This is a genomic window from Streptomyces boetiae (genome assembly GCF_031845405.1).
In the GTDB taxonomy this organism is placed as follows: Bacteria; Actinomycetota; Actinomycetes; order Streptomycetales; family Streptomycetaceae; genus Streptomyces; species Streptomyces boetiae.
Map to the genome: position 1 here is coordinate 1 of NZ_JAVREN010000013.1, position 16,305 is coordinate 16,305.

At 76.9% G+C, this 16,305-nt stretch carries 13 protein-coding genes; 2 read left to right on the forward strand and 11 right to left on the reverse strand.

All coding sequences use genetic code 11. From position 1 onward, the window contains the following. Window positions 1-541: 541 nt before the first annotated feature. From RM780_RS11365 to glnII, 4 genes are all read right to left on the reverse strand, one after another. A complete protein-coding gene (locus tag RM780_RS11365) occupies window positions 542-2,476 on the reverse strand; it encodes a hypothetical protein (protein WP_311630514.1) in 1,935 nt (644 codons plus the stop codon). Between the two features lie 116 nt (window positions 2,477-2,592). Continuing rightward, entirely contained in the window at window positions 2,593-3,252 is a 660-nt protein-coding gene (locus RM780_RS11370) for a response regulator transcription factor (protein ID WP_311630515.1), read from the reverse strand. Between the two features lie 216 nt (window positions 3,253-3,468). Continuing rightward, on the reverse strand, window positions 3,469-4,770 hold the full coding sequence (locus tag RM780_RS11375) for a sensor histidine kinase (protein WP_311630516.1): 1,302 nt from the start codon (window positions 4,768-4,770) through the stop codon (window positions 3,469-3,471). 347 nt (window positions 4,771-5,117) lie between these two features. Then, entirely contained in the window at window positions 5,118-6,140 is a 1,023-nt protein-coding gene (glnII, locus tag RM780_RS11380; RefSeq protein WP_311630517.1) for a glutamine synthetase, read from the reverse strand. Between the two features lie 164 nt (window positions 6,141-6,304). On the opposite strand from glnII, the gene RM780_RS11385 reads away from it, so the two are divergent. Next, window positions 6,305-7,213, forward strand: coding sequence for a Gfo/Idh/MocA family protein (locus RM780_RS11385; protein WP_311630518.1), 909 nt, complete (start codon window positions 6,305-6,307; stop codon window positions 7,211-7,213). Between the two features lie 23 nt (window positions 7,214-7,236). Here RM780_RS11385 and RM780_RS11390 read toward each other — a convergent pair whose 3' ends face one another. The 7 genes from RM780_RS11390 to RM780_RS11420 all read right to left on the reverse strand — a co-directional run bounded on the left by RM780_RS11390 (window position 7,237) and on the right by RM780_RS11420 (window position 14,936). Further along, window positions 7,237-8,205: a bifunctional helix-turn-helix transcriptional regulator/GNAT family N-acetyltransferase gene (locus tag RM780_RS11390; RefSeq protein ID WP_311630519.1), complete on the reverse strand. Its 969-nt coding sequence runs from the start codon at window positions 8,203-8,205 to the stop codon at window positions 7,237-7,239. Window positions 8,206-8,275: 70 nt separating this feature from the next. Next, window positions 8,276-8,674, reverse strand: coding sequence for a DUF2795 domain-containing protein (locus tag RM780_RS11395; protein ID WP_311630520.1), 399 nt, complete (start codon window positions 8,672-8,674; stop codon window positions 8,276-8,278). 297 nt (window positions 8,675-8,971) lie between these two features. Beyond that, a complete protein-coding gene (locus tag RM780_RS11400; protein WP_311630521.1) occupies window positions 8,972-9,550 on the reverse strand; it encodes a TetR/AcrR family transcriptional regulator in 579 nt (192 codons plus the stop codon). Between the two features lie 213 nt (window positions 9,551-9,763). Next, window positions 9,764-10,309 (reverse strand): group II truncated hemoglobin, encoded by a 546-nt coding sequence (locus RM780_RS11405; protein WP_311630522.1) that lies wholly within the window; start codon window positions 10,307-10,309, stop codon window positions 9,764-9,766. Next, on the reverse strand, window positions 10,306-10,962 hold the full coding sequence (locus tag RM780_RS11410; RefSeq protein ID WP_311630523.1) for a hypothetical protein: 657 nt from the start codon (window positions 10,960-10,962) through the stop codon (window positions 10,306-10,308). The genes RM780_RS11405 and RM780_RS11410 overlap by 4 nt, the downstream gene beginning before the upstream one ends. Window positions 10,963-11,071: 109 nt before the next feature. Further along, window positions 11,072-12,190 (reverse strand): ribosome small subunit-dependent GTPase A, encoded by a 1,119-nt coding sequence (rsgA, locus tag RM780_RS11415; protein WP_311630524.1) that lies wholly within the window; start codon window positions 12,188-12,190, stop codon window positions 11,072-11,074. A 571-nt stretch (window positions 12,191-12,761) separates the two neighbouring features. Continuing rightward, on the reverse strand, window positions 12,762-14,936 hold the full coding sequence (locus RM780_RS11420) for a glycosyltransferase family 4 protein (protein ID WP_311630525.1): 2,175 nt from the start codon (window positions 14,934-14,936) through the stop codon (window positions 12,762-12,764). Between the two features lie 283 nt (window positions 14,937-15,219). Between RM780_RS11420 and RM780_RS11425 the strand changes: the two genes are divergently transcribed. Continuing rightward, window positions 15,220-16,287, forward strand: coding sequence for an SMP-30/gluconolactonase/LRE family protein (locus RM780_RS11425; RefSeq protein ID WP_311630526.1), 1,068 nt, complete (start codon window positions 15,220-15,222; stop codon window positions 16,285-16,287). The last annotated feature ends 18 nt before the right edge of the window (window positions 16,288-16,305 follow it).

Here is a 16,305-nt window from a genome sequence, read left to right on the forward strand (position 1 = left end):
GTCCGGGGGCAACGGCCGGGGCCTCGGCGGGCGCGCCGCCGCACGACGCGCCTCCGAGGTGCGCCGAGGCCCCGCCAACGCCCGCTGCGGTCCGGGCCCGGGGCGCCGGCCGCCCCGTCCCGGCCGTGCTGAGCCGTGCCGCGCGCGGGCTCCCGGCCCGGCCGGGCCCCGCCCCGGCGGCGCCGGGAGGGCCGTGGCGCGCCGCCGGAGGCCGAGGCGGGGTGGCCGCCCCGCGCCCCCGGGGAGCCGCCCTCCCGGGCGGGGCCTGAAGGCCCAGGCGCGGTAAGGCGGCCCGGCGGGCGACGTCGCACCGCTCGCTCCGGACGGCGCGCGCGACGCCGCACCGTCGCCGGTGCACGCGGTGCCCCGCTCCAGCCGCGCCGGGAGGCGCGCGCCACCGCGCGAGGCTTCCCGAAGCGGGGACACGGCCCGGCCGGAAGACCGTGGACCGGCGGGCGTTCCGGTGTGCGGCGGGCCGCCCGTGGCGGTGCGGGCGCCGTGCCCGCGCGCCGCCCAGCCCGGGCGGCGGGCCACACCGCGTTCAGCCCAGCATGGGCAGGTCGCCGCCGTCCGCGCGGTGGGCCGTGAGGTGGGGCTGGTCGCCTTCCTTCGCGGGGAGGGTGAGGGTGCGGCCGGTCGTTTCGCCGGTGACGTCGCCGTGGGCCGTGATGCCCGTGGCCGGCTCGCTGGCCGCCGCGACGAGGTACCAGGAGCGCGCGGGGGAGCGCCACACCACGCCGCTGAGCACCGCCGGGTCGCGCGGCCCGCAGGCCGTCGCGTCCTCCGCGACGGCCGTCACCACGGCCGGCTCGCCCGGCCGGGCCGGCGGCGGCAGGAACTGCGCGAACGTCCTGCTTCCCACGCCCCGCCAGGTCTCCGCCCGCGAGCACACCCACTGCGCCCGCCCGGCCCCGTCGGGAAGGTTCTGCTCGGCGAACTCCCAGGCGTTGACCGACCGCACGCCCCCGCCCGCCATGGCGGGCAGGTGGCAGGCCAGCCGCGCCCACGCCTCGGAGGCGGCGGCCGGCTCCGCGTCGCCCGGCGCGCCGCTGGTCAGCAGCGCCGGCGCCAGCTCCCCCAGGTCGGCGAGCAGCAGAGGCCGTTCAGCCCCCTGGGCGGTCAGCTCCAGCACGGGGAAGCCCGTGCACTCCGCCTCCTCCACGCCCACCGGGGTCCGCACGGGCCCGGTCACGCCGTCCTCGCCCACCGGCAGCTCCGCGGACTCGGCGCCCGTGTCCGTCAGCTCGCGCACCCCCGCCTCGCTCACCCAAGGGGCGGTCAGGAAGCGGGTGTTGCCGTCCTCGCGGCCGACGACCACGGCCGAGGCCCCGGTCAGGTCCGCGCCGTCCACCCGCGCGAAGTCCAGCGCCGCCGCGCCCTCGCCGCCCACCGGCTCGGCGTACCGCACCAGCCGCAGGCCGTCGTGCAGCAGCACCACCGACGCGCCCCCGGCCTCGCCCGCGAACAGGAGCTGCGCCGGCCCGGGCGCGGGCCCGGTCTGCGTCCCGGGGGTGGCCGAGACCGACACCTCGGGGCCCGGCCGGGCCCACACGGCCAGCGCCCGCCGCAGCAGGGCGGTGTCCCCGACGGCCGAGCCCCGCGCGGGCCAGACGGAGAAGTCGGTGCGGGCCGAGCCGCGCCACACGTCCTGGGGGATGCGGCGCAGGCCCTGCGGGTCCAGGGCGGCCTCGGCCGCGGCGTTCTCCGCGTACGGGGGCGCGGCCGGGCCGTCGGGGCCCCAGCCGCCGGGCAGCGCCGCCAGCGCCCCGCCGGCCACGGCCAGGGCCGCCGCGCCGAACAGGGCGGTGCGCGCGTACTGGCGGCGGCGCAGCAGGTCCGTCGGGCGGGCCTGGAGCGAGCAGGGGTCGGCCAGTTCGGGGCTCAGGGGCAGCTCAGCGGCGGAACGCCAGGCCGCGCCCGCCTGCCGCTCGCTCGCCCCGGCCGCCGCCAGCAGGCCGCGGACCGCCGCCTCCTCAAGACCGTCCAGGCGGCGCAGCGCGTAGGCCGCGCGGGCGGCGGGGGGCAGGGCCGACAGCTCCTGCTCCAGGGCGAGTTCGGCCGACTCCCCGGCCCGGGGGAACAGCCGCAGTCCCACGACCTGGGGCAGCAGCCGCGGCGCGGTCCGCGGCAGCCAGCGCAACCGGCCGGGCCGTCCCGCGTCCAGCGCGGCGCGCAGCACCCGCAGCCGCAGGTAGGCGTAGCCGGGGTCCTCCTCGCCGTCGCGCTGGGCGGGCAGCACCGGCGGCCCCTCGGGGGCCTTGCCGCGGGGGAGGGCCCGCTGGGCGAGGGCGTGCGCGGCCAGGACCCGCCGGTGGCGGCCCAGGGCGTGGGGGAGGACGAGGTAGCCCAGCCGCACCAGCCGCGGGTAGTGCTCGATCAGCGCGGCCTCGGCCTGGCCGAGCCCGACCCCGTCCGGCGCCGCGCCGGGGGCTTCCGTGGACGGGGGAGAGGCGCCGCCCCCGCCGGGGCCGCTCACCTCGCTGACGTCGCTGATTCCGCCGGCACCGCCGCCGATTCCGCTGACACCGCTGACATCGCTGGGAGACACACCGGGCTGAACGAGCCCCGCCCCGCCCCGGTTACGCCCGGCGGTTACGCCCGGCCCTCGCGCTCCAGAAAGGCCAGCACCGCCAGGACCCGCCGGTTGTCGTCGTCGGAGGGCGGCAGGCCCAGCTTGGTGAAGATGTTGGAGGTGTGCTTGGCCACCGCCCGCTCGGTCACCACCAGGCGCTCGGCGATCGCCGCGTTCGAACGCCCCTGCGCCATCAGCTCGATGACGTCCCGCTCGCGGGGAGAGAGCCGTTCCAGCGGCGCGTCACGCCCGCCGCGGCCGGCCAGCAGCTGCTGGATCACCTGCGGGTCCATCGCGGTGCCGCCGCCCGCCACCCGCCGCACCGCGTCCACGAACTGGTCGGCGTCGAAGACCCGGTCCTTGAGGAGGTACCCGACCCCGCCGGTGCCGTCGGCGAGCAACTCCCGCGCGTACAGCCGCTCCACGTGCTGCGAGAGCACCAGCACCGGCAGCCCCGGCTGCTCGCGGCGGGCCTGGAGCGCGCACTGCAGGCCCTCGTCGGTGAACGACGGCGGCAGGCGGACGTCGACCACCGCCACGTCCGGCTTCACCGAGGCCAGGGCCTCGGTCAGATCGGGGCCGTTGTCCACCGCCGCGGCGATCTCGAAGCCGTGCGCCTCCAGCAGACGGGCCAGCCCGTCCCGGAGCAGAAAGAGGTCTTCGGCGAGGACAACGCGCACTGGCTCTCCGTCTTCGGTCCACGGTCGTTGCGGAACAACGCCGCTCAGCTTAGGGCCTGCCTGACCATTCCCGCCGGGCGCGCGCGACGTCTGGCACCGCACCTCGCTGCGTCGTCGCATCGCGCGAGTACGGGCAAGTACGAGCTGCGATACTCCGCCTTGCGATGACCGCGCCGGACGCCGCGCACTGATCCGACGCGAAGGGTCGGACAGGCCCTAGCCCCGACGCGCGCCCGGGGCGGCCTCCGCGCAGGGGATCTCGATGGTGACCAGGGTCGGGCCGCCGGGCGGGCTGCTGACGGCCAGTACGCCGTCGAACGCCCCGATCCTGCGCTCCAGGCCGCGCAGGCCGCTGCCGCCCTCCGGCGTGGCGCCGCCGCGGCCGTTGTCGGTCAGGGCGATCCGCAGGGTCCGGTCGGCACGGCTGTAGTAGATGTCCAGCCAGGCGCGTTCGGCCTGCGCGTGCTTGGCCGCGTTGGTCAGCACCTCGCTGATCGCGAAGTAGGCGGCCGTCTCGGCGGGTTCCTCGAGGCGGCCGGGGAGGTCGACGTCCACCTCGACGGGCAGCTCGGTGCGCAGGGCCAGGGCGCGGGCCGCGTCGCCCAGGCCGCGCTCGGCCAGGACGGGCGGGTGGATGCCGCGCACCAGGTCGCGCAGCTCGGCCAGGGCCTCGGCGGAGTTCTGCCGGGCCTGGGCGAGCAGCCGCTTGGCCTGCCCCGGGTCCTTCTCGATCAGTGCCTCGATGGTGCCCAGGCTCATGCCCATGGCGACCAGGCGGGCCTGCGCGCCGTCGTGCAGGTCGCGCTCGATGCGGCGCAGCTCGGCCGCGGAGTTGTCCAGCGCGTCGTGCCGGGTCTCGGTCAGCCGGGCCACGCGCTGGGCCAGCAGCCGCTTCTCGGGGGCGCCGATCAGGGCGCGGGCGATGAGGAAGTGGCTGCGGATCAGCAGGGGGTTGACGGCGAGGCCGAGGAGGGCCAGGCCGATGCCGGTCAGCGCGGCCAGGGCGGCCGTGGTGCCGTCGCTGATGGGCACGAAGGCGTACCAGAAGGTGCCGCTCGCGCCGACGATCGGCCGCCACACCCCGGCCAGCAGCACGAGGCCGTAGACGGCGTAGCCCAGCAGCGTCCAGGGCAGCAGGGCCGTGACGAACCCGCCGACCGAGTCCGCCAGCAGCCACAGGGCGTCCCGCCAGGTGGCCGCGTCGCCGAGCTGGTGCATGCAGCGCCGGACGGGCCCGGCGCCGGGGGGCGGGGGCAGGTAGCCGGCGGGCACGGCCAGGCCCGCCCACTGCCGGGCGAGCCGGCGGCGGCGGCCGGCGTGCGCGCGGATGGCCTCGACGACGGCCGGGGTGGTCCACAGCCCGGCGGCCACCGGGATCAGGCAGAGGGAGACGACGAACAGGACGAAGAGCGTCAGCGAGATCACGATGGTCAGCGGCGTCAGGGCGAGGCCGCGGCCGGCGGCCACCAGGCCCTCCCGCGCCCGCTCGCGGTTGATCCCGTGCATCGTGGTGCTCATACGCCGTCCTCGTCCGTGTCCGGGGTGTCGCAGCCAGTGTGCTGCCCCGGCCCTCCCCGGTCACGGGGGCGGGCCTCCGAACACGGGGGTGTACCTGACGCCACCCCGCCCGGTCGCTCGCGCCCGCACGGCAGTGCGCCCATCGGGCCCCGCAGCGCGCGCAGCCCCCCGCTGGGTGGGCCGGAACCAGCCGGGTACGCGGGGCAGCGCGTATCCGGGGCGCAAACGAAGGGCGCCCGCCGTGAGGCGGGCGCCCTGTGCGTCTCTCCCGTGACCGCGCCCGAGCTGCGTGGCGCGCGCGGCCCCGGGCCTGAGACGGCTCGCGGCACGGCGGCCGGCCGGGGGCCTCAGACGAGGCCGGCGGCCTCCAGCTCCGTGCAGACGGTGTCGGTCAGCAGGCGGGTCACCACGTACGGGTCGCAGTTGGCGTTGGGGCGGCGGTCCTCGATGTAGCCCTTCTTGTCCCGCTCGACCTGCCACGGGATGCGGACCGAGGCGCCGCGGTTGGAGACGCCGTAGCTGTACTGGTCCCACGGGGCGGTCTCGTGGGCGCCGGTGAGGCGGTCCTCGACGCCGACGCCGTAGTTGCGCACGTGCTCCAGCGGCTTGCCCTCCTTGCCCAGGGAGTCGCAGGCGGTGAGGATCGCGTCGTAGCCCTCGCGCATGGCCTTGGTGGAGAAGTTGGTGTGCGCGCCCGCGCCGTTCCAGTCGCCCTTGGCCGGCTTGGGGTCGAGGGTGGCGGAGACGCCGAAGTCCTCGGCGGTGCGGTAGAGCAGCCACCGGGCGATCCACAGCTGGTCGGACACCTCCAGCGGCGAGAGCGGGCCGACCTGGAACTCCCACTGGCCGGGCATGACCTCGGCGTTGATGCCGGAGATGCCGAGGCCGGCGGCCAGGCAGTTGTCCAGGTGCGCCTCGACGATGTCGCGGCCGTAGATCTCGTCCGCGCCCACGCCGCAGTAGTAGCCGCCCTGCGGGGCGGGGAAGCCGTTCTCCGGGAAGCCGAGGGGGCGGGAGCCCTTGAAGAAGGTGTACTCCTGCTCGATGCCGAAGATCGGGGCCTGGCCCGCGAAGCGCTCGGCCACCGGGCGCAGCAGCGCGCGGGTGTTGGAGGCGTGCGGGGTGTCGTCGGCGACGTTGTAGACCTCGTTGAGGACCAGGAGGTTGTCGCCGCCCCGGATGGGGTCGGGGAAGGACGCGACCGGCTTGAGCACGCAGTCCGAGGCGTGCCCCTCGGCCTGGTTGGTGCTGGAGCCGTCGAAGCCCCAGACGGGGAGCTCGGAGCTGTCAGCGAGGATCTTGGTCTTGGAGCGCAGCTTCGGGGTCGGCTCGGTGCCGTCGATCCAGATGTACTCGGCCTTGATGGTCACGGTCGTGTTCCTCCGGTGAGGTCATCGCGGGTGCGTGGTGCGCGCTGGCGCCACCCTCGCGACCTGCGATTTCCCGGCAGTTGCCCGCCTGTTAAGGCGCCGTGAACAGGGTTTACGCCCGCCCGGTGCGGCGCGGTGAGCCGTCCGCCGTAGGGTAGGCGCCTATGAGGATCGGTCTGCTCGGCACGGGTCCGTGGGCGCGGCTGACCCACGGCCCGGCCCTGAGGGAGCACCCGGAGACGGAGCTGGTGGGCGTCTGGGGCCGCCGCCCCGAGGCGGCCGGGGAGCTGGCCGGACGGCTGGACACCCGGGCGTACGAGGACCCCGAGGCGCTGTTCGCCGACTGCGAGGCGGTGGCCTTCGCGCTGCCCCCGGACGTCCAGGCGCCCCTGGCCGCGCGGGCGGCGGCGGCCGGCTGCCACCTGCTGCTCGACAAGCCGGTGGCCACCTCGGTCCCGGCAGCCCGGGAGCTGGCGGCGGCGGTGACCTCCGCCGGGGTGGCCTCCGTGGTCTTCTTCACGCTGCGCTTCGCCCCCGAGACGGCCGCCTGGGTGGCCGCGCAGAGCGGCACCGAGGGCTGGGTGACGGGCCGCGCCGACTGGTACTCGCCGGTCTTCGGCGGCTCCGACAGCGCGTACGCCGCCTCGCCCTGGCGCCGGGAGCGGGGCGCGCTGTGGGACGTGGGCCCGCACGCGCTCTCCCTGCTGCTGCCCCCGCTGGGCGAGGTCGCCGCGGTGACGGCCGCCCGGGGGCCCGGCGACATGGTGCACGTGGCGCTGCGGCACGCCTCCGGCGCCTCCAGCACGATGACCCTGACCCACTCGGTGCCCCCGCAGGCGTCCTCGGTGACCGCCGAGCTGCGCGGCAGCGCGGGGATCACCACCCTGCCCGAGCGCGGCGAGGGCGGCCCGGTGCGTCCGCTGATGCGCGCGCTGGACGCCCTCCTCGCGGCGGCCAGGAAGGGCGAACGCCACCCCTGCGACATCCACTTCGGCGTCCGCGTCACCGAGATCCTGGCCACGGCCGAGCGCGCGCTGGCCTCCGGCGCGACCACCCCCGCCGCCTCCGCCTGAACCGCGGCGGCCCGCCGGGGCGTTCACCCCTCGCGCAGCGGCAGCTCCCAGGTCTGGCCGGTCTCCTCGGGGCCGAAGAGGGTGTGGCGGCGCTCGGCGGTCAGGGTGAAGCCCGCCGCGCGGTAGAGGCGGCGGGCGGAGGCCAGCACCTCGTTGGTCCACAGGGACAGCCGCGCGTACCCGGCCGCGCGGGCGAAGCGGACGCACTCCTCCACCAGCGCCCCGCCCAGGCCCAGGCCGCGCGCCGAGGGCTCGACCAGCAGCAGCCGCAGCAGGGCCGTGTCCGGCCGGGCCTCGTCCGCGACGCAGAAGACGCAGCCGGCGGGCGCCCCGTCGTGCTCCGCGATCCACGCCGCCTCCCGCGCCGGGTCGTGGCCGCGCGCGAACTCCGCGACGACCCCGGCCACCAGCGCCTCGAAGGGCGCGCCCCACCCGTACTCCCGGGCGTACAAGGCCCCGTGACGCATCACCACCCAGCCGAGGTCCCCGGGGCCGGGCGGGCGCAGCCGGAAGCCGGAGGGCCGCTCGGCCAGGCCGAGCAGCCGCAGGGCCCGGCCCAGCGCGGCCGTCAGCTCCGCGCGCTCCTCCTCGCCGAGCCCGTTCAGCACCGCGGCGACCGAGGACTCCGAGCGCGCGTCCAGCAGGGCCGCGGCGCGGCGGCCCGTGCCGGTCAGCCCGACCCGCTGCCGCCTGGCGTCGCCCGGGTCGCGCTCGCGCAGCACCAGCCCGGCCTCCTCGGCGCGGGCCAGCAGCCTGCTGAGCTGCCCGGGGTCCATCTCCAGCCGCCGCCGCAGCTCCGCCACCGGGGTGCGCCCCCGGCCCGCCAGCTCGTAGAGCACGCGGGCCTCGGCCAGCGAGTGCGGCGTGCCCAGGCGGTGCTCGTAGTCCAGGGCGCCGATCCCGCGGGTCCAGGCGCGGTTGAACGCCCGCACCCGCGCCACGGTCCCGTCCCCGCCCTCTGCCGCCCGCGCCGCCGTATGCACCGTATTCATTGACTCAGTCAAACGTATACGGCCGGGGCGGGTCAACGCCCCGGCCGCACGCCGCTTTCCGCGCGGGCCCTCAGGCCCGGGGCCGGCGGCCGAGAGCGGCGGCCACCTCCTGGACGTTCGCGAACGCCCGCTCCCGGGGCAGCTCGCGGACCGCGTCCGCCAGGTGGTCGGGCGCGTTGGTCTCGGCCAGGGTGCTCAGCAGCTCCTCCCGGTCCGCCGGGAACCCGGAGCGCCGCAGGTGCCGGGCCAGGTCGAAGCGGAACGCCTCGCGCTCCGACTCCTCCGTGGTCGGCGCCAGGCGCGGCGGCACCGGCCCGTCGGCCAGCGGCGGGTCGTCCTCGGCCGTCGGCTCCTGCTCGCGCCACTCCTCGGCCCTGTTCGGGTGCTCACCGCGCAGCATCCCCTGGAGCTCATGCTTCATCTCGTCGTCGCGGTGGACGTTGAGCCGGTTGCTGCCCCGCTGGCGCATGGCTTCCTCCTTGGTCGCGCTTGCCCGGACCGCTTCCGGCCGCCTGGCCTTCCGCGCCGGGCCCTGCTCGGGGAAGCCCCCGGGTACCCGCCGCCGCCGCGGCGACACGGCCGGGCCTGCCGGGACGCGCGTGTTTGGTGACGGAAGTGCCGGGCACTCGGGGCCCCGGCCGAGCGAGCGGCCTCTCGTGGGGGACACGAGGGCTCCGGGCCGGGAACTTCAGAGGTCCCGGCCCGGAGCTGTCCCCGCTTCCACCCCGGCGGGCTTCCTCCGGCGCGCTCGGCCTGCCCCGGGCGCTCAGCGCGCGGTCAGCGAGGCGATCACCGAGTCCACGTAGCGGCGCCGCTCCTCGTCGCCCTGCGGCAGCACCTCCGGCACCGCGCGCGTCAGCTGCGCCCGGCCCAGGTAGCCGCAGTACGCCTGCACCCCGCGCCGCCGCGCGTCCGCCTCCGGCAGCCCCAGCGCCCGGAATAACTCGGTCAGGCAGTCCATCCGCCGCGCCGTGACACGGCGCAGCGCCGCCGCCACCTGCGGGTGGTCGGCCTGCGCGAGCAGCGCCAGCTCGGTGGGGTCCTCGGCCGCCTCGTCCACCGTCCTCTGGAAGAGCGCGCGCAGCCGGGCCACGGGGTCCTCGGAGGGGCCGTTGGCGGTGATCTCCGCGACGCGCCGCTCCACCCAGCGGGCCAGCGCCGCCTCGATCAGCGCCTCCCGGTTGGGGAAGTGCCAGTAGAAGCTGCCCTTGGTCGCGCCCAGCCGCGACGCCAGCGGTTCGATCGCGATGGCGGCCAGTCCGCCGCCCTCGCGCATGGCGTCGAGTGCCGCCTCGGCCCAGTCCGCGGCCGTCAACCGGCTCCGGGAGCCCCGCTGTTGTGGCATAGGACGAACGCTAACGTACGATTTATCCATACGGCCACGTACGGCGAAGTCGGGTGGACACCCTGGGTAACGGCCGCGGTCCCCGCCCCGCGCCCCCGCGGCCCCCGCCCCGGGCGTTCCCCGCGCTGGCCAGTGCCGACGCGCGCCTGGCGCGCGCCGCCCGCCCCGGCCCCCGTCCACTGAGCGTGGCCGACCGGGGCGGTAACGGTCCGGTCACGCGTCCGTGTCCTTGTCCGTGTCCTTGTCCGCGGCGTCGTCCGGGCCCGGCAGCCACGGCGGGGTGATGCCCCACTCCCAGCGCGGCATCGGGGCGGGGCCGGGCGGGGGCGGGGCCGGGCCGCTGTAGACCAGCGCCATGCGGGTGCCCCACTCGACGTAGTACGCGAAGACCGCGCGGAACTCCGGGTCGCCGGGCAGACCGGCCTCGTCCGCCGCGTCCATCAGCAGCGCGGCCCAGCGCCGCCGCTGCGCCTCGGTGATGCCCCGCCCCACGTGGTGCGCGGCCATCGCCTCGTGCCCGCCGCGCTCCGCCGAGTACCGCGCGGGCCCGCCGAAGACCTCGCCCAGCCACAGCGCCACGTGCCGAGGGTGACCGGCGTCCATGCCCGCGAACACCGGCCGCAGCACCGGGTCTTCGAGCACCGCGGCGTAGAACACCTCGGTCAGCCGCAGGAACGCCTCCTCGCCGCCGGCCCAGGCGTACAGGCTCGGCGGGCCGTCGGCCTGCCCGGCGGCCTCCTTCGGGGCGGTCCCGGTCATCGCGGCTCCTTGCCCTGTCGGGGGCTTCTGCCGGTCGTGGTGGCGCGCGGCGTGCGGCTTTTCGCCGGGCGGGGCGCCGGAGCCTCCGCGTCCGCCTGCCCGGCCGCTTCCGGTGCCGCGTCGGGGTCCGCCCCGAGGTCCGGGCCGCGGGCCCGGACGCGTTCGACGTGGGCCAGGGACTCGCGCAGCTCGTTCAGCCAGTCGTCCGTGTGCCGGGAGACCAGCCGCACGCACCAGGCCAGCGCCTCGCTGCGGCTGCGCGCCACCCCGGAGGCGATCAGCGTGTCCAGCACCTCGCGCTCCGGCTGCCGCAGCCGCGTCATCACCGGCGCGGCCACGTGCGTGAACAGCGTCCGCTCGCCGCCGCACTCCACGCCCCAGGAGACCTTCCGCCCGAAGCGGCGCTCCGCCTCCCGCGCGACGGACATCCGCTCGCGCCGGGTGCGCCTGCGGAACTCCGCCACGCGCCCCTCGCGCGCGGCCTCGCGCTCCGCCGCGGAGGCGCCGGGCGCCACGCCGGGCCCGGGGATGCGGCCGACGACCGTGATCTCCTCCCGGTCCGCCGTCACCGCGACCAGCTCCTCGAAGAGCCCGGCGGGCAGGCGGCCGGTGAACCAGCCGCGCAGCTCCGCCCGTTCGTCCCGAGTAATCATGTAAGCGAGATTACGCGCCTCGCGTCGGGGCGTCCAGGGTGCCGCACGCGCCCCCGCACGCGCCCGGGGGCGGGCCGTGTCCGGCCCGCCCCCGGGGTGGTGCGCCGCCTCAGCGCTGCTGATCGCGGAAGCGGTAGGTCGCCCGCTGGTGGCGGGTGATCGCCTTCCACCGCTGCTCGCGCTCCGCCCGCAGCCGGGCGTCCGTGCGGGCCGCGGCCCACGCGTTCTCCCGCAGCAGCTTGCGGTAGCTGGCCAGCCGCCGCTCCGGCAGCACGCCCGACTCGACCGCCGCACGGACCGCGCAGCCCGGCTCGGCCTCGTGGGCGCAGTCCCCGAAACGGCAGTCCGCGGCCAGTTCCTCGATCTCCGCGAAGACGTGCTCCAGGCCCTCGGCGGCGTCGTGGAGCCCGACGCCGCGCAGCCCCGGGGTGTCGATCAGCACGCCGCCGGAGGGCAGCGGGATCAGCTCGCGGGTGACGGTGGTGTGCCGGCCCTTGCCGTCCACGGCCCGGACCTCGCCGGTGGCCAGGAGGGCGTCGCCCAGCAGGGCGTTGCCCAGCGTGGACTTGCCCGCGCCGGAGGCGCCCAGCAGCACCACCGTGCCGCCGGCCAGGGCGGTGAGCACGTCCACGCCCTCCCCGGTGACGGCGCTGGTGAGGACCACGTCCACGCCGGGGGCCGCGGCCGTTGCCTCGGTCACGGCCTCGGAGGGGTCCTCGGCGCGGTCGGCCTGGGTGAGCACGACCACGGGCGTGGCCCCGGACTCCCAGGCCAGCGCGAGGAGGCGTTCCAGCCGCCCGGCGTCCAGCGGGACGGCGAGGGAGACGGCCAGCAGGACGGTGTCCACGTTGGCGGCGAGCACCTGGGCGCGGGAGTCCCGGGCCGCCGAGGAGCGCAGGATCGCGGTGCGGCGCGGCATCAGGGCCGCCAGGCGCGGCTCCCGCCGCTCGTCGCCGGGGTCGAGCGCGGCCCAGTCGCCGGTGCAGGGCGGCTCGGGCAGCCAGCGGCCGGTGGCCGCGTGCGCCGGGCCGTCCGCCGTGACGACGGCACAGTGGCCGCGGTCCACGCGGACGACGCGGGCCGGGATCAGCCCGTGCGCCCGGTGGACGGCGAACTCGGCCTCCAGGCCCTCGTCCCAGCCGTAGGCGCGCGGGCCGTCGGGGGAGGGAAGGGCGGAAGAAGGGCAAGAAACGGAAGAAGGGGAAGAGGACCTGCTTGGGGAAGACACGTGGAAGCAACCCTTGGGGAAGGGGCCCCTCGGACGGGAGGACTCGCGTCAGACCGGGGCCAGGGAGGTGAGGATGGTCGTGGTCCGGGCGCTGCGCAGCGCAGCGGTCTGTCCGACAGCCATCAAACTCACCTCCCCGGGAAGCGCACGCGTTCCGCCGCACGGGGACGAGCCGCGCGGCCGGAGGCCACGCTAGCAGGCGGGCCCGCGCCCCGCCCCGCAATTACGTCCGGGGACCGGTGCGCGGCGAAGTGCCGCTCCGCGCACAGGAGTTGCCGCGCGCTCCGCGGACCGGGCCGGGCCCGCCGGGACGCGCGGCAGCGCTTCTGGCGCCCGGTGGAGGCGGGCCTCCACCGGGCCCGCTCGGCGCGCGGCCCGGGCGTCGGCACGGCGAAGCCGGCGATCCCGGCAGGGACGTGGCCGCGCGGAGCGGGTCGCCGCGCGGCCGACCGCCGACCGGGCCGGGCCCGCCAAGGGCGTTGGCGGGCGGGCTTCCCTGCGCGGCGGGGCCGACGGCCGGGGCCGCGCGGTGAAGTGGCGGGCCCGACGAGGGCGTCGCGTGTCCGCGTCCTCAGGCGGTCGCCGGGGCGGCGGCGAGAACCAGCTCGTTGTCCATCGTGTAGTGCAGGCGCAGCTCCGTGGAGGCGTGGACGGCGGCGGGGTAGGCGTCCGTTCGCCTGCGGTCCACGGTGTCGCCGCCGATGCGGCCGACGGGGACGAGGGTGCCGTCCTCGGCGCGCAGGCGCAGGCCCCAGCCCGCCTCCCCGCCGGAGGCGGAGGCGGCCACCTCGGGCCAGGGGACGGTGACCTGGAGGCGGCCGTCGCCCAGCGCGCGCACGGGCAGGTCGATGTCCGGACCGCCGCCCTCGCGCGGAACGGCCACGGCGGAGGCCACGCGCGGCTCCTCGTCCACGGCCAGCAGCGAGGCGACGACCACCCCGGCCTCGCCCGTCGTGTCGATCTCCTCGACCTCGGCGTGCGCGGGCCGCTGCCAGGTGCGGACCGTGAGGTTCCCGTCCCGGGTGGTGTAGGGGATCCAGGCCGTCACCCCGTCCTCGCGGACGGCCGGGCGCAGGGTGACCAGCCGCGCGCCCTCCACCAGCTCGGCGCGCACCCGCGCGCGGCGGCGGCCCGGGGTGAGGAAATAGCAGTCCCAGCGGCCCTCGGCCAGGGGGAGGGCGTCCGGCGCGAGGGTGGCCGTTCCGTCGGCGCCGACCGGGAGGCGGACCTCGCGCCCGCCGGGGTCGTGGCGAAGGCGTAGCAGCAGCTCGCCGGGAACGGCCGGGGTCAGGGCGACCGTGAACCCGCCCTCCGCGGTGGCCGCGCAGTGCGCCGCCGCGTCCAGGGGGCCGGACTTCACCGCTCCGGAGTCCCGGGCCGGGGCCGGGGCCGAGAGTCGGCCGGGCAGGGCGCGCAGGCGCAGGCGCACGGGGGCGGGCAGCAGACCGCGCACCCTCCTGCGCACGCTCGCGGGCACCCGCGCGCGCAGGCCGGCGGGCCGCGCGCCCCCTCGGCCGCCGCTCGCGCCCGCTCGGGCCGGTGCCGGCGTGGGCGCCGGCTTCCGCTCGGCGCGGAGGGGCGCCGGGTCCGGCGCCGAGGGCCGGTCCAGAATGCCGGGCCGCAGGGACTCGAACAGCTCCTCGTACCGGCGGGCGATCACGTCCGGCTCGTACGCGGCGGCCTTGGCCAGCGCGCGTTCGGCCATCCGCGCGCGCAGCGCGTCGTCCGCCATCAGCCGCCGCAGCGCCTCCGCGATCGCGTCGCTGCCGCCCTCCATCGGCACCAGCAGGCCGTCCTCGCCCTCGGCGATGATCTCGCGCGGCCCGTGCGGGCAGTCGGTGGCCACCACGGGCACGCCGCAGGCCATGGCCTCCACGATGGTCAGCCCGAAGCTCTCCCAGTAGGACGAGACGGCTGCGATCGCGGCCTTCGCCCACTCGGTGTCGATGGGGGAGACCGCGCCCATCAGCCGCGCCCGCTCCGAGAGCCCCAGCCGCTCGATCCGCTCGGCCAGCTCGTCGCGCAGCACGCCGCGGCCGTAGATCCGCAGCCGCCAGTCGGGGAACTCGGGGGCCAGCTTGGCGAACGCGTCCAGCAGGCGGTCGTACCGCTTCTGGTTGACCAGCCGGCCCGCCGCGACGATGGTCCTGGAGTCGCCGGTGGAGGGGCTGACCCGGGGCCGGGGCGAGGAGTTGGGGATGGACTCGATGCGGGTGGCCACCTCGGGCAGGGCCTCGCGGTACTCCTGGGCGTCGGTCGCGGAGACCGGGCAGAACGCGTCGAGCCCGCCCACCGCGCCGAACTGCAGCGCCCGCGCGGCCTTGCCGCGGATCCGCAGCGTGGAGTGCTCCTGCCCGACCCGCAGGTGACGGTCGTTCCCGAAGCGGGCGAGGTACGCGCTGAGCACTGGCCGGGTGGATATCACCACGTCGGCGTCCGTGCGCGCCAGATAGGCGGCGATCCGGGCGTCGGTGAGGCGGGAGGCGTTGCGAAGGGGAACGTCCGGGAGCGCCTCGCTCGGCCGTTCCGCGCCGGGGTGGGCGAGGTCGGGGGAACCCTCGCGCTGGTCGGTGAGGACGTCGATGCGCACCCGGGGGTCGAAGGCCAGGCTGGGAGCGTCCCGGTGGCGGTAGGTGCTCGCGATGGTGACGGAGTGCCGGGCCGCGAGGGCGGCCGAGAGATTCGAGACCGACCGGATCGTGCCACCGATGCCGTAGGCATTGTTCAACAGAAAGACGATCTTCATGCGCCACCCCGGGTGAATTCATGTCCGGCGACCTCCCCAGTCACCGAACGGACACCAACTCTGCACTCAAGTGACCACCCGTCTGGCCGAAAGGTTGCATGGGTGACGCGAAGACGTCCCTCTGGCCGAGAACTGACGGGGTGGCGACCCGGGCCCGGGTCTGGCCTGAACTCGCTCATAAGACCTTTGACCCTCCGCAGACTTCTGACTACCGTGGTGGCTTAGTACGACGACCTTCGTAGCAACGACGTTCATCGTTCCTTCGCGACCGGAAGAGGCATGCATGCCCCGCGTACTTCGACGCCGCTTCGTCACGGCCCTGGCCCTGGCCACCGCCCTGCCCCTGGTGACCGCCGCGCAGCTCGGCGGCGCCTCCGCCGACGCCCCAGCGTCACCGGCCTCCGCGGGAGCCGGAGCGCCCGGCGGCATCCTGCTCCCGGGCGCCCCCGAGGACGTCCGGATCGACGTGGCGCACGAGCTGCCCGGGGAACGCGTGTACCCCGAAGGCGTCACCGTCGACCCTCGCACCGGGCACCTTTTCGCCGGTTCCTTCGAGGATGGCACCATCTACCGGATGACGCCCGGCCGACGGGTGGCCGAGACCTTCCTGCCCGCGGGCACGGACGGCCGGGACACCGCCAACGGCCTGACCGTGGACGCCGAGGGCCGCCTGTGGGTCACCGACTCCACCACCGGCGTCACCGTCTACGACGCCGACGACGGCCGCCGCATCGCCTCCTTCGAGGTCCCGGGCGACGCCCCCCGCTTCGTCAACGACCTGACCGTCGCCCCCGACGGCACGGCCTACCTCACCGACACCGTCCGGGCCGTCGTCTACGCCGTCACCCCCGAGCAGCTCGCCGCCGCGGCCGGGGCCGAGTGTGCGGGCCCGCTGACCGTGCGCCACGACCTCAGCGGCGTCATACAGCCGCAGCCCGAGGGCACCTACACCCTCAACGGCATCGTCGCCGATCCGGTCGGCGCCTACCTGCTGGTCGTGGACATGGCCGCGGGCGACCTCTACCGCGTCGACACCGCCACCCAGCGGATCACCCGCGTCGCCCTCTCCGGCGGCGACATGGTCCAGGGCGACGGCATGGTCCTGCGCGACGGCCGGCTGTGGCTCGTTCAGAACGGCCTCGATACCCTCAGCCGCTGGAGCGTCTCCGCGGACGGCACCCGCGCCACGCTCAGCGTCTCGCACACCGACGAGAGCCTGCAGTTCCCCACCACCCTGACCCGCCGCGACGGGCGGCTGTACGTCGTCCGCTCCCAGTTCGACCGCGGGGGCCCCTCCGGACCGGGGACGCCCGAGCCGCCGTTCACCATTGCCGAGGTGACCGGCCTCTAGCGTTCCCCGGGCCGGCCG